Annotated in this window: 13 protein-coding genes; 7 read left to right on the top strand and 6 right to left on the bottom strand. The window is 37.5% G+C overall.

Annotated elements, in window-relative coordinates; translation table 11 throughout:
- The first annotated feature begins 226 nt into the window (after positions 1 to 226).
- Both FDK13_RS25520 and FDK13_RS25515 read left to right on the top strand, forming a co-directional pair.
- On the top strand, positions 227 to 1852 hold the full coding sequence (locus tag FDK13_RS25520) for an NADP-dependent glyceraldehyde-3-phosphate dehydrogenase (protein WP_137342851.1): 1626 nt from the start codon (positions 227 to 229) through the stop codon (positions 1850 to 1852).
- Positions 1853 to 2283: 431 nt separating this feature from the next.
- Positions 2284 to 2706: a hypothetical protein gene (locus FDK13_RS25515; protein WP_228101774.1), complete on the top strand. Its 423-nt coding sequence runs from the start codon at positions 2284 to 2286 to the stop codon at positions 2704 to 2706.
- Positions 2707 to 2766: 60 nt separating this feature from the next.
- Here the strand turns inward: FDK13_RS25515 and FDK13_RS25510 are convergent, their stop codons facing one another.
- Together FDK13_RS25510 and FDK13_RS25505 are read right to left on the bottom strand one after the other, a co-directional pair.
- Complete coding sequence (locus tag FDK13_RS25510; RefSeq protein WP_137342850.1) at positions 2767 to 3063, bottom strand: hypothetical protein; 297 nt, start codon at positions 3061 to 3063, stop codon at positions 2767 to 2769.
- 644 nt (positions 3064 to 3707) lie between these two features.
- The gene (locus FDK13_RS25505) at positions 3708 to 4511 is read right to left on the bottom strand and encodes an XRE family transcriptional regulator (RefSeq protein WP_137342849.1); all 804 of its coding nucleotides are present in this window, start codon (positions 4509 to 4511) and stop codon (positions 3708 to 3710) included.
- 251 nt (positions 4512 to 4762) lie between these two features.
- On the opposite strand from FDK13_RS25505, the gene FDK13_RS25500 reads away from it, so the two are divergent.
- The 5 genes from FDK13_RS25500 to FDK13_RS25480 all read left to right on the top strand — a co-directional run bounded on the left by FDK13_RS25500 (position 4763) and on the right by FDK13_RS25480 (position 9095).
- Entirely contained in the window at positions 4763 to 5659 is an 897-nt protein-coding gene (locus tag FDK13_RS25500) for a MerR family transcriptional regulator (RefSeq protein ID WP_137342848.1), read from the top strand.
- Positions 5652 to 7151: a bifunctional phytoene desaturase/3,4-desaturase gene (gene crtID, locus FDK13_RS25495; RefSeq protein WP_137342847.1), complete on the top strand. Its 1500-nt coding sequence runs from the start codon at positions 5652 to 5654 to the stop codon at positions 7149 to 7151. The genes FDK13_RS25500 and crtID overlap by 8 nt, the downstream gene beginning before the upstream one ends.
- Before the next feature lie 3 nt (positions 7152 to 7154).
- Positions 7155 to 7991 carry a phytoene/squalene synthase family protein gene (locus FDK13_RS25490; RefSeq protein WP_137342846.1) on the top strand — a complete coding sequence of 279 codons (837 nt, stop codon included), beginning with the start codon at positions 7155 to 7157 and terminating at the stop codon, positions 7989 to 7991.
- Between the two features lie 83 nt (positions 7992 to 8074).
- Positions 8075 to 8590, top strand: a complete 516-nt coding sequence (gene idi, locus FDK13_RS25485) for an isopentenyl-diphosphate Delta-isomerase (RefSeq protein ID WP_137342845.1) — start codon at positions 8075 to 8077, stop codon at positions 8588 to 8590.
- A 7-nt stretch (positions 8591 to 8597) separates the two neighbouring features.
- Positions 8598 to 9095 carry a sterol desaturase family protein gene (locus FDK13_RS25480; protein WP_137342844.1) on the top strand — a complete coding sequence of 166 codons (498 nt, stop codon included), beginning with the start codon at positions 8598 to 8600 and terminating at the stop codon, positions 9093 to 9095.
- Between the two features lie 5 nt (positions 9096 to 9100).
- Here the strand turns inward: FDK13_RS25480 and FDK13_RS25475 are convergent, their stop codons facing one another.
- Genes FDK13_RS25475 through FDK13_RS36210 form a run of 4 tightly spaced genes read right to left on the bottom strand, consistent with a single transcriptional unit; the run spans position 9101 to position 12872 of the window.
- Positions 9101 to 10246 (bottom strand): NAD(P)/FAD-dependent oxidoreductase, encoded by a 1146-nt coding sequence (locus tag FDK13_RS25475; RefSeq protein ID WP_137342843.1) that lies wholly within the window; start codon positions 10244 to 10246, stop codon positions 9101 to 9103.
- Positions 10230 to 10925 (bottom strand): methyltransferase domain-containing protein, encoded by a 696-nt coding sequence (locus tag FDK13_RS25470; protein WP_137342842.1) that lies wholly within the window; start codon positions 10923 to 10925, stop codon positions 10230 to 10232. The genes FDK13_RS25475 and FDK13_RS25470 overlap by 17 nt, the downstream gene beginning before the upstream one ends.
- Positions 10918 to 11943 (bottom strand): type III polyketide synthase, encoded by a 1026-nt coding sequence (locus tag FDK13_RS36215; RefSeq protein WP_229216222.1) that lies wholly within the window; start codon positions 11941 to 11943, stop codon positions 10918 to 10920. Before FDK13_RS36215 ends, FDK13_RS25470 begins: the two co-directional genes overlap by 8 nt.
- 53 nt (positions 11944 to 11996) lie before the next feature.
- Positions 11997 to 12872 (bottom strand): UbiA family prenyltransferase, encoded by an 876-nt coding sequence (locus FDK13_RS36210; RefSeq protein WP_229216213.1) that lies wholly within the window; start codon positions 12870 to 12872, stop codon positions 11997 to 11999.
- Positions 12873 to 12974: the final 102 nt, after the last annotated feature.

Raw genomic sequence — 12974 nt, 5'->3', positions numbered from 1 at the left:
ATTGCAGACCAAGTTTGAAAAATCTGTCAGACAATAGATTTACACCTCAATATCAATGAACTTGACATCGCAAAAAAGAATCATAAAAAATACTTTTGCATTCCGCACGTGATCTCATTAATTATGGTCTTAAATTGACCAGCGGATTATTGCTGATGCTGAAACAGTTTCCACAGCAAAAATTTCCGGCATTCATTCATCGTGTACCTTTTTTAAAAACTAAAAAATGGATTTCAAAACCACATTAGAAAACATCTTTGTTGAGGCAAAGGATGTTCCTGCTGAATTTTCCCTTCCTTCGGAAATTCACCAGCGGGAATATCTTAGTAATGGAGAAATGAAGCAGTGGAACGGACAGGTTCATGAAGTATATTCACCAATTTGTATCAAAACGGAAAACGGGCTGGAAAGAAAGCTGATCGGCAGCTATCCGGTTTGTACAGAAAACGAAGCACAGGCTTCTCTGGAAGCAGCAGTGCAGGCATACGACAACGGCCGCGGCGAATGGCCCATCATGAGCGTTGAAGAACGTATTCATCATGTTGAGAAATTCACGGGCAAAATGATTGAGCAAAAGGACATAATCGTAAAGCTCATCATGTGGGAAATCGGAAAATCATTTGCCGATTCTACAAAAGAATTTGACCGTACCGTTGAATATATTTACGCAACCATTGATTCTCTGAAACATCTCGACAGAGATTCGTCGGGCTTTGAGATTGTTGACGGCATAGCAGCGCAGATCCGCCGGTCGCCACTTGGCGTGGTATTGTGTATGGGTCCCTTTAATTATCCGTTGAACGAAACCTTCACGACGCTGATCCCGGCGCTGATTATGGGAAATGCGATTTTGTTCAAGCCTCCGAAATTCGGCACTTTATTACATTATCCTTTACAGGAAGCTTTCCGGGATTGTTTTCCAAAAGGCGTGGTAAACGTGATTTATGGCCGTGGAAATGCGATTGTTCCAGGTTTGATGCAGTCCGGAAAAATCAACGTGCTGACTTTGATAGGTTCCAGCAAAGTTGCGAATGAATTGAAAAAACAGCACCCAAAAGTGAACCGCTTGCGGGCAGTTTTGGGTTTGGATGCCAAAAACGCTGCTATTGTGACACCCTATGCCGATATTCCGTTGGCTGTCAAAGAAACCATTACGGGTTCGCTGTCTTTTAATGGACAACGTTGCACTGCTTTAAAAATCGTGCTGGTGCACAGGAGTATAGCCGAAGAATTTATCAAACAATTTAATGCAGCCGTCGGTCAGCTCAAATTTGGTATGCCCTGGGAAAAAGGCGTGTCGCTGACACCTTTGCCTGAACCTAATAAAATTGATTATCTGAATGAATGTATTGCAGATGCAGAAAAATTCGGAGCAAAGATCATGAATGAAAACGGAGGCACCTCCGTAGCTTCTTTCTTTTATCCCGCCGTGGTTTATCCTGTAAATGATCAGATGAAATTGTATCATGAAGAGCAATTCGGGCCTATTATCCCTATTGTTCCTTTTGACGATCTGGAAGAAACAATCGATTTTCTTATCGCATCGACCCATGGACAGCAGGTAAGTATTTTCAGCAACAACGCGCAGGAAGTTTCCTGGCTTATTGATCCGTTGGTCAATCTGGTGAGTCGTGTCAATATTAATACACAATCGCAACGAGGACCAGACGCTTTCCCGTTTACAGGCCGGAAAGACAGTGCAGAAGGAACCTTGTCAATTCCAGATGCAATTCGCTCTTTTTCAATACGTTCGCTGGTTGCTTTTAAAATGAGTGACAGTAACAATCAGCTGATCAATGAAATTGTAAGAGAAAATAGTTCTAATTTTTTAAGTACTAAATTCATTTTTTAAAATTTTTGGTCAATTAAGTTAAGTCATATCTTCCTCTGAGTATCGCGTTTTTTTATTAACCTAAAAAAACGCGATACTCAGAGAATATTTTTTTGAAACTTCTATAATTTAGATTTAATCAAAACGGTTATAAATTTTCTTTATTCAACCTGCTAAAATATTTGTAAAGTATTGAAATAAAATATTTTACACCCCGGTTTTTTCTGGCGAATTCTTCAATATATTTTCAAATCCAACAGATATATAAATTTTTTTTATATTTTACCACTAAAAACACTAATTAAAATGGTGGTTTGTGTTATAGATATAAGGGCATTCCTATATTTGCAAATATTCACAAAATTGTAAGTCAGACTTTTGACTTAAATAGAATGTCAGGATTACCAGTCAGTCTAAATCACTGGAATCAGTGATAAGATTATTAAAAAAAAATGTTTAACAAAGCCGTTACTACCATGGACCAGGATACGAAGTTAAGTGCAGATTATATTGATTCTCAAATAGGAAATGTGATAGAATACTACGATCGCTGGGAATTCGGGGAAGAGCCCTTTTTCGGAAAAGCGCGTATTAAAGGTCTGGCAGATGATGAGTTTGGAAAATTGAGAATTATCTGTGAAGTATTGGAAGGAAGTGATCTTGAATTGGCTTACGAAGAGGAAGACAATTTTGTACATTCTGATAACCGCCCGATTTATGCAGGGGCACCTCCATTTGAAATTTATTCAGCCAACTGGATTACAACAGATGGAAAAAAGAAAAAACAAACCTTCATTTCATTGCCAAATGAAAATGCCCGTGCTTATGCCGCTCAGCTTACCAATAGTAAAGTTGTAGTAAAACGCATATACTAACAAAAAAACGCCAACTTCTTTCAGATTTGAAAGAAGTTGGCGCAAATAAAATCACCGGCCTCAGGCAGGCATGAGCATTAACTGGTTAAACTCATTTTCTGCCGATTGCAACTGTTTATGGCTTATTCCACTATATAATAGAATAAGCTCCCTTCCTTGCTCCTTTGAAACTGTCTGTAATTTCCAATATTTTGGATGACTAATGCCAATGGGTTCCCGAAACAATTTTTCTCCCGGTTCCCTTATCAGAATTTCGTAATCAGTTTTTAATTTTTGTGTTGTAGGAAGATAAGTCGCCTTGAAGATTACTTTAACCTCCCGGCGATTTTTCAATGTGAAAACCTTTTCATGTATCATGACTATTTTGTCTTTATTTATAACAATATAAAGTTACGCTATTAACGAATTATACTTAAAAATTGTATTGATTTTTCATTAAAAAGTTATTAAACGTAAGGCCAAGGCCTAAAAAAGCAACACATATAATACGTTTCTTTGAATTATACGTCACACAAATATTTTACTTTAATAAAAATAAATTTCAGATCGAAGACCTGACATAGATTTTTCAGCGCAGGTCTGGTAAAATTCGCTTCATCTTTTTTAAATTTTATCCAATGAAAATCCTGCTTACCGGTGCCACAGGTTATATTGACAAAAGAACTTGTCGATAGTATGACACGGTCGAAGTAGTTTGCCCAGATAACAGACTTTCTAAATTGCTTCATATCAAACCTATAAGTTCTCACGAAGCAATCGCTGCTGCCTTCACAAAAATTAAACAAAACGCAATTATTTCCAACTGGAAAGATTCTTTGATTAGCGGAAGGATTGATACAAGGCTAACGCAGTACGTTCAGGTTCCGATTGGCTTTACTCGCATTTTTCTATGCCATTTCACTTTTTTATTTTTAAAGGCATGATCACCGTGATCACAAAATAAAGGCTCCCGGTATCCAAACCGGAGCCTTTATTCTACATCACACACACCCAATTTCAATTTATTTTTTCATTTCTTTAATTTCAAATTGCACCTCCTGAAGCATTTTCAACAACTGCTGCATATCTGTTTGCGGTTCAGGCAGTTGTTTACTGTGAAAGCTATAATATTCCCACAATTCCAAAACTTCTGAAACAGGAACTGTATAAGCAAAATATTGTTTGTTAAACGACTGCAAAAGCATCGTCCCATCCTCATTAATTGTAACCTGCTTAAAAACAAAATCCTGCTCTCCTTTCAAAATTACGATACAAGGCGTTTCCTTTTTAAGCAACCGCCAATCCTGAACATACCTTGTGATGATATCACTGCCTTCCGGTACAGGCAACATCGAATCTCCGATCGTCGGGAACATTCGAAAAGTACCGTTCTTGGGCAGATTCGGAAGGTTAAATCTTGGTAATCCGGCCAGAAATTCAGGATCGCTGTAACCCGAACGATACCCTGCTTTTGCTTTTACCGGGACGTACTCAACATTCTCTTTCTCGTCCTTATCAACGGTGATGGCCAACACACGGATTTTACTGCCAGACATATAAGCCTGGCTCCCTTCCTCCAGATCTTTAAGTTTTTGCTCGCTGAGTTTTGACAAATCCATCTTCAAAAGACAGTCAATACTCATCTTGAAAAAGCCGGAAGTATTCACCAGATCTTCTACCGTCGGGTTGACGGTTCTTCCACTTTCATGTGCATTAAGCTTCACACGCGAAATCCCAAGCTTTTCGGCTAATACCTCCTGGCTCATTTTTTTTCGCAGCCGTAAATGCTTAATGTTTGCTGACCAAAATATTTGTTGCGTTTCCATAACGGTATGATACTTTTGAAATCAATCAGTAGATATTTTCAATATCAAATGTAGCAACTTTTTAAATAAAACATACAAAACCTGAAATTTTTTTTTCTGTATTTTATTTCAAACCAATAAGTTAAAGGCAGGTCACAAAGTTTACTGTAACAATTTTCAGATTCGTGTACCAATAACTTTTATTTAAAGTATTTCCTTAAAACGTTACAAAAGTCATTTTGTTTAACTATTTTTGAAAAACATTAAACAAAATGGCTTTATATTCAATCAAGGATCTTGAAAGGATCAGTAACCAGAAAGCGCACACCATTAGGATTTGGGAGCAGCGTTATGGTTTACTTGAACCTGAAAGAACGGACACCAACATCAGGTTTTATGACGACCAGCAGCTAAAAAAACTGCTTAATGTCTGTACCTTAATGAGTAAGGGTATGAAAATTTCGCATATCAGCAAGCTCAGCAGGCCAGAAATGGTTGTTGAAATCGATAAGATTATTGCTGAATCATTTCAGAGCGAAAAACATGTTGAGGCCATTATTAATCAGGCACTGATTTCTCTCTCTACCTACGATCAGATACTTTTTGATGAACTATTCTCAAATGCCATAAAGCGTTTTGGAATGACTAAAACATATTCAAAAATCATTTATCCGTTGCTTGTCCGGACGGGATTGATGTGGATAAAAGATGATTTGCTACCGGCTCAGGAGCACTTTTTATCTAACCTGATCAAGCAAAAACTTTTCAGCGCCATTGATGCGCTTCCCTTGCCAAAGGATCCGGATCAAAGTTGGATTCTTTTTCTAAATGAGTCAGAGGATCATGAAATCGGGCTCCTTTTCGCCAATTATCTTATTCGCCAACATGGCAAAAAAGTGATTTATCTTGGACAGCGTGTCCCTTATAATGACCTGACAAATGTGGTGGAACAATGTAATCCGACACATATTTATTCATTTTTTGTAAGAAATCAGTACGAAAACGAAATGGCTGAATTGGTCACAAAATTATCAGGTGACTTTGGATCCAGTATGATCTGTATCTCGGGAGGCGATCAAAATATTCAGAAAATTGCCGAGGATAATAACGTCATGCAGATTAAAACGATTGATAACCTCATTGAAATTTTAACAACACCAAATGCTTAACCCAACTGGCAAAATAAATAAAAAGGATGTTGCAGTGATTGGTTCCGGATTTGCCGGGATGTCTGCATCAGCCGTTTTGGCTGCAAATGGAACCCAGGTGACAGTTTTTGAAAAAAATTCAAATACAGGTGGACGGGCCAGATCTTTTGAAAGTAATGGATTTGTTTTTGATATGGGGCCAAGCTGGTATTGGATGCCTGACGTTTATGAAAATTACTTCAATTTATTTGATAAGACAACGTCAGATTTCTATGAGTTAAAAAAGCTGGACCCAGGGTTCGCGGTCGTTTTTGGCGAAAGTGAGGTCATGGATATCCCAGCTGATTTCAACGAAATATGCGAATTATTTGAAAGTATTGAAACCGGAAGTGGCATAAAACTGAGAATGTTTATTAAAGAAGGCGAGTTTAAATACCGTGTGGGAATGGGTGAAATGGTTTTTAAACCCGGGCATTCAGTCTCCGAATTTTTTAGCCTCAAATTGTTTAAAGATGCCTTGCAAATCCAGCTGTTTTCATCTTTTAGTGATCACGTCAGAAAATACTTTAAGAATCCAAGGTTACTTGCCATCATAGAATTTCCCGTGCTTTTCCTAGGTGCTATGCCAAAAGATACACCTGCTTTATACAGTCTCATGAATTTTGCAGGCTTAAAACAAGGTACATTTTATCCCATGGGAGGTTTTGGAAAAGTAGCGGATGCATTTAAAACAATTGCTGAAAATGAAGGCGTTAATTTCAAAACCTCCCATATTGTGGATCGGCTGGAGATCAACGCCGGCTCAATCAGTCATTTGCATTCGAACGGTAATAGCCACCAGGTAGACGCTATTATTGGAAGTGCTGATTACCATCATATTGAAAAAGATTTACTTCCGGAATATCTACAGTCATACGATGACTCTTACTGGTCCGCACGAACTTTTGCTCCGTCCTGCCTGCTGTTTTATCTCGGTGTGAGTAAAAAAATAGGCAAACTGAGACATCATAATTTGTTTTTTGACGAAGATTTTGAACAACATGCCGTAGAGATTTATAAAGAAAAAAAGTGGCCTACAAATCCCCTTTTTTATGTTTGCTGCCCCTCTAAAACCGACCCGTCCGTAGCGCCGGAAGGAAGTGAAAATATCTTTGTATTAATGCCCATCGCAATCGGGCTTCCTGATTCTGAGGAAATCCGTGAAGAATATTACAACGCGCTCATGAAACGGCTTGAAAAGTTTGCTGGCGAAGATATCACCAGCCATGTCGTTTATAAGAGAAGTTATTCCGTTTCGAATTTCATCAGTGATTATAACGCTTATAAAGGCAATGCTTACGGGCTGGCCAACACGTTAATGCAAACAGCAATCTTTAAACCCAAAATGAAAAGCAAAAAAGTGAAAAACCTATACTATGCAGGGCAGCTGACTGTTCCCGGACCTGGCGTTCCGCCATCCATTATTTCGGGACAAATTGCGGCTAAGGAACTTTTGAAATTTCTTAAGAAATAATATATGAAAGCGATCTTTGATAATTTGTCTGCTGCTTGTAGTAAGACCACCACGCAATTATACAGCACTTCTTTTTCATTAGGAATTCAATTTCTGGACAAGAAATATCATGCTCCGATTTATGGTATTTATGGATTTGTGAGGCTCGCGGATGAAATCGTTGACAGCTTCCACGAGTACGACAAGGAATTTTTGATGCGCAAAATCAGAAACGATACCATGGAAGCCATTGCCTTAAAAATAAGTATTAACCCAATTCTAAACAGTTTTCAGGAAGTCGTTCACAAGTACAGAATTGAATGGGCGTTGATTGATACTTTTTTGAAAAGTATGGAAATGGACCTTTACCAGAAAGAACATACCGAAAATTCTTATAATCAGTACATTATGGGTTCAGCTGAGGTAGTCGGGCTCATGTGCCTGCGTGTGTTTTCGCAGGATGACCTCATCGTTTACGATAAATTAAAGCCCTTTGCGATGAAGCTTGGAGCGGCATTTCAGAAAGTAAATTTTCTGAGAGATTTAATGGCTGATTATCAATTGCTGGGAAGAAATTATTTCCCGGAGGTAAATTTTCAGCATTTTTCATTCCAGGATAAACTTAATATTCAAAAAGAAATTGAGGCAGATTTTGAAGAGGCATTGATAGGTATTAAACAATTACCGGCTGGTGCAAGAAGAGGTGTTTATCTGGCTTATTTTTATTACAAAAAATTATTTCTGCGAATAAAAGAATTGCCGCCGGAAAAAGTCATGACCGCCCGGATAAGAATTCCTGATTATGATAAAATCGGACTTATGTTCCTGTCATTATTTAGACATCAATTTGATCTTTTATGACAATAATTTGTTAGGAAAAGTAGTAATATAACTAGGCGTACTAACATTATGTTGCTTTTTCTAAATCCTAAATCTATTAAGTCATGAATGATCACGTTGTCCTTGTAAATGAAAATGATGTTGAAATTGGTTTAATGCCCAAACTGGAAGCGCACCAGAAAGGTGTTTTGCACCGTGCATTTTCGATTTTCATTTTCAATACAAACGGAGAATTACTTTTGCAGCAGCGCGCATACGGAAAATACCATTCGGAAGGATTATGGTCAAATACCTGTTGCAGCCATCCTTTTCCTGATGAGAGCACTTTTAATGCTGCTACAAGGCGCCTGAAAGAAGAAATGGGCATTGATGCTTCTTTAAATTTTCTTTATTCATTCCGCTATGAGGCAGGGCTGGATAACGGATTAACGGAGCACGAACTCGACCACGTTTTCTGGGGAATTACAGATAAAATTCCCGTAATTAATCATGATGAAGTTTTAAGTTATAAATACATTTCTGAAAAAAATCTTCGTATTGATATGCAAAACAATCCTGCGCAGTATACGGAATGGTTTAAGATTTGCCTCGATGAAGTTTTAGAAAAATTAAGAATTTAATCAATATATGAATCCTGTTATAGTAAATATACTAACCATAATCGTAACATTTGTCGTGATGGAATGCGTGGCCTGGCTGGCACATAAGTATCTCATGCATGGCCTTTTCTGGTTTCTTCATCACGACCATCACCAGAGAGACGATCAGGATTTTTTTGAAAAGAACGACTACTTTTTTCTGATTTTTGCTACTCCGGGAATACTATGTTTATTTTTCGGGCTGGAACAGAATTTCAGCATGTTATTCTGGATCGGCACAGGAATTAGTTTGTATGGAATGGCCTATTTTCTGGTGCATGATATTTTTATCCACCAGCGTTTCAAAATTTTCAGAAATACAGATTCCTTCTATCTGAAAGCAATCCGCAAAGCGCATAAAGTGCACCACAAACATTTGCAAAAAGAAGAAGGCGAATGTTTTGGTATGTTGTGGGTTTCGTTCAAGTACTTTAAGGAAGCGAAACAGTCAATGGCCAAACAAAATAAGGTACAGCGCTCGGTATAAGCATATTAGAATTCAAGTCCGTGTGTTAAGGTGATAAGCTTACGCATTAAACCGGGCGTTTTGCTCAACAATTTTAGCGCTAAATGCGTTGTATTTTTCTTTCCAAACAAGTTTTGCAAATAGTAACCAGCTACGATTCTGTTGTTAAAAGCATGATCCCAGGATTTTTTATACGCTAGGGATACTTCTGGTATCGAACATTTGTTTTCAAAATACTTAATCAATTCCACCGCCAGCAACTTCGAAGCTCTCATGCCCATGCTCATGCCATTACCGCAAAGTGGTGTGATAGCTCCTGCCGCATCACCTAATAAAAAAATATTCCCAAGGTCGGTTTGCTTTTTATGAAACTGGATATTACTGATTACAAGCGGATTAAAATTTACAAATTCTGATTTCGTAAAGTAATTTTTCAAAAACGGGTTTTTGAAAAGTACATTTTCTTCCATCGTTTTGATATCCTTATTGTTGTTTTGAAGATTTTCGGCCGTAGTGAGATAACACAGACAATGCCAGTCCTGGTCCACTTTTGAAATACCACAATAGCCGTCTTTAAAATTATGAAGCTCGATTCTATTATTAGCCAAATCGCTCTTTATGTGATATTTTACGCCAATATAATTGGTATCTTTTCTATTATCCGGGTTTAGATATTTTTCATTTTTCTGGATAAAAGAGGGCGTATATTTCCCATAACTTCCACAAACAACAGAAGCTTTAAATTCGCCTCGGTTCGTATCAATTTCCTGAAATTCGGTTCCAGCCTGACTAACAGAGTTAACTTTACAATTTTGAAGAACCTTAACCTTTTTTTCAATCGCAAGTTGATATAAATAATTGTCCAGGCTATATCTGCTTATACCAAAACCACCCATTTCAAGGGTTTGGTTTAGCATAAAACCCTTTTCCGAGCTTATTCCCAGATTATTGATAATGGGCAAATTATAGGAATCAAGGGGCAAACCAAGTCCGGTTAGAAAATCCCAGCTTTCCATCGAAATATATTCACCACAAACTTTATTAAAAGGATATTCATTTTTCTCGAACAAAACGACTCTAATACCTTGATCTGCAAGCTGTATAGCCAGGCATAGACCTGCCAAACCTCCGCCGATAATGGCACAATCGTACATTTTATTCTCTGGTTCCATCAACGATGATTAGATGCCTAAATGCCCATTTATTCTTAATGGAGTAATGAACTGCTTCCGATCTATTTAAAATGGAAATCCATTCATTCTTTTTAAAACCTCTTAAAACAGAAAGAGGAGCATCATTTTTTACAAGGTAAGATTTTGAAAATAAATAAGTTAACCATTTAATTGAAAAATACGCCAGCGGATTTCTTTCAAGATCATTAATAACAAGAATTGATTTATGTTCAATCGCGAAGCTAATCAATGCCAAAAGCTCATTTTCAGTCAGATGATGACAAAATAAACAGGCATGAATGATGTCAATTTTTTCAATGTGGCTAAATATTTTCCTGTAATCATCACAAATAAACTGAATCCCTTCGTTTTCAGGATTATTTTCAGCGTATTTTATACAAACCGGCTTTAAATCAACTCCATGTAAATCAATAAAATAACCATGTTTCGCTCTCCATTTCTTAATTCGCTTTAACGTATCTCCTCCCCCACAACCGATATCTGCAAATGAATAATGCTGACCTGGTTTGATAATGGATTTTAGAGCCGAAAAAGAAATATCGTAGCCGCCGAGCCAATGGTTAATAAAATCCAGTTCCCGAAGATTTTGAAATAAATCCTGTTCCGGAATCTCTTCCTGGTCCAGTAACTCCTTTTCAGTACTTCTGAATTTAAACATATTGCAGCTGCATGGTTTCAATACTCAATCCGGGGCCAAAAGCAGCCGCGAAGATCTTCTCGCCTGCTTTTGCGTTTTTCGATTTTTCCAATACTTTTTCCAGCACGAATAAAACCGTGGGAGATGACATATTTCCGTAATTTTTCAGGATGTCATATGTTTCTTCGAGCAAAGATTTATCAAGGCTGAGTGCCGCTGCAAAATCATCCACAATCTTTTTACCTCCCGGATGAATAGCCCAATGATCTATCTCAGAAGGCATTAAGCTAATTTTATCTAACATCGGTAGAATATTTTCCTTGATTAACCCAGGCACGTAAGACGTCAGGTTCATGATAAAACCTGTTTCAGATAATTGCCAGGCCATATCCCTGTATCCCTTATGCAGGATCATGGAATTGAATTTATTCACCTGTACTTTCTTATAATAACTGTTTTCCTTTGGCTGTGATGACATCATAACAGCGGCAGCTCCATCGCCAAAAATAAGGTTGGAAAGAATATAATCGTCGTTAAATCTTTTTTGAAAATGTATCGTGCATAACTCCGTACAAACGATCAGCACATTTGCATCAGGCTGACTTCTGCAAATAGCATCTGCACTTTTTAAAGCAATGATTGCCGCATTACATCCCATAAAATTAACGCTGCTGCGTTGAGTCTCCGGATTCAGATCCAGCTCCCTGATGAGTTCAATATCGAGGCCAGGTGCAAATAATCCGGTGCAGGTAACTGTAATTAAATGCGTTATGCCTTTTTTAAGTGTATCAATATTTTCAATTTTATAAATAGCTGCAAGGGACAGTTCTGTTGCATATTTTTTATATAACAGCATTCTTTCGGTCAGTCCTGGTTCAACGGATGAAGTTTTTGAAAACAATTCAAAATCCGAAGTTCTTTCATCAAAATCTTTCAGTACGGAATGCCTCTGATTGATGCCGGTTTTCCCGGCAACGATTTTGATTTTACGCTTAAATGTCTCATCACTCGTTGAATTCATATAAAACGAACTCAACATTTCTTGTGAAAAGCAATTTTCCGGAACTGCGGTCCCAATAGCGGTGATATAACTCAAAGGAAAAAATTGATAATAATGAGTACAAAAAAACAACTGTTCATACAAAGAGCGGCAATCCAGTTCATCCGCATAGTGTTCCTGAAATTTGCATTTTCCATATTTTTATTGACAAGATAAAACCAGTAAAAAAAGTACAGAACGATTGGTAAGAAGAACAGCTGGATTATAAAAAAAATCATTCCAGAATCCTGGCTTTGAAAATACAAATAGTAAAAAAGATTACACAGGGCAAACATAAGTGCCGTAAAAATGAACGTTCCTCTGTATCCCAGTTTATAACTTAATGTAGTTATCCCGTCCCGAAGATCCTGTTTGTGCTGATAAATTTGTGTAAGTGGATAAGCACCAGCAATTTGAAACGAACAGCCCAAAAGAATAAAAATAGTGTCGCGGTTGAGAGGTAAGGAATTTCCGGTTATTCCCGCTATTGACATGTAGTATGTAAAAGCACCCTGAAAAATAGTAACAACCAGAAAACCAATAACCGCATATTTTTTCAGACGGATCTGTTTGGAACTGTAAGCGCGGGAAGCTGCGATGTAAAGAATTAAACAAATGGCAAACAGGTGACTAACAAAAAAATAAGCCAATGAAACAGCCAGTGCATCCAGAAATACGGTAAGGTAAAAAAGGCCTTCCGTCGGCATCGGAGGTTTTTCAATACCACCAATACTGTCTTCGTCGCGATCTATATAACTATTGTAACCGTTACTTGCCGGATATACCAAAAAATGAATGATAAAAAAGGAAAGTGAAGCTTCATTATAAGCAATGTTTTTTGCCTGACTGAAAGCAAGCAAAAACAGGGGCATTAGAAAAAATGAGAATGGAATTCTCAGAAGTTTTATCGTGTTTTTATCAATTTGCATGGGGTGATTCACACTTCAATATAAATCAATATACGTACAAATTACGTGCCAAAGCCGGTGCAACGCAAAGAAAATAAGTAAACTGAAAATATAAAACGTAAA

It is taken from the genome of Dyadobacter frigoris (genome assembly GCF_005280585.1).
Lineage (GTDB): Bacteria > Bacteroidota > Bacteroidia > Cytophagales > Spirosomataceae > Dyadobacter > Dyadobacter frigoris.
Note: the sequence above shows the minus strand (reverse complement) of the source record. Positions and strands in the feature narration are given on the sequence as shown.

Bases quoted from the DNA above. Each gene is read 5' to 3' on its own strand.
- FDK13_RS25505 (WP_137342849.1), bottom strand. From the start codon at position 4,511: ATGGAAACGCAACAAATATTTTGGTCAGCAAACATTAAGCATTTACGG.
- FDK13_RS25520 (WP_137342851.1), top strand. From the start codon at position 227: ATGGATTTCAAAACCACATTAGAAAACATCTTTGTTGAGGCAAAGGAT.
- FDK13_RS25490 (WP_137342846.1), top strand. From the start codon at position 7,155: ATGAAAGCGATCTTTGATAATTTGTCTGCTGCTTGTAGTAAGACCACC.
- FDK13_RS25480 (WP_137342844.1), top strand. From the start codon at position 8,598: ATGAATCCTGTTATAGTAAATATACTAACCATAATCGTAACATTTGTC.
- FDK13_RS25510 (WP_137342850.1), bottom strand. From the start codon at position 3,063: ATGATACATGAAAAGGTTTTCACATTGAAAAATCGCCGGGAGGTTAAA.
- FDK13_RS25475 (WP_137342843.1), bottom strand. From the start codon at position 10,246: ATGGAACCAGAGAATAAAATGTACGATTGTGCCATTATCGGCGGAGGT.
- FDK13_RS36215 (WP_229216222.1), bottom strand. From the start codon at position 11,943: ATGTTGAGTTCGTTTTATATGAATTCAACGAGTGATGAGACATTTAAG.
- FDK13_RS36210 (WP_229216213.1), bottom strand. From the start codon at position 12,872: ATGCAAATTGATAAAAACACGATAAAACTTCTGAGAATTCCATTCTCA.
- idi (WP_137342845.1), top strand. From the start codon at position 8,075: ATGAATGATCACGTTGTCCTTGTAAATGAAAATGATGTTGAAATTGGT.
- FDK13_RS25470 (WP_137342842.1), bottom strand. From the start codon at position 10,925: ATGTTTAAATTCAGAAGTACTGAAAAGGAGTTACTGGACCAGGAAGAG.
- crtID (WP_137342847.1), top strand. From the start codon at position 5,652: ATGCTTAACCCAACTGGCAAAATAAATAAAAAGGATGTTGCAGTGATT.
- FDK13_RS25500 (WP_137342848.1), top strand. From the start codon at position 4,763: ATGGCTTTATATTCAATCAAGGATCTTGAAAGGATCAGTAACCAGAAA.
- FDK13_RS25515 (WP_228101774.1), top strand. From the start codon at position 2,284: ATGTTTAACAAAGCCGTTACTACCATGGACCAGGATACGAAGTTAAGT.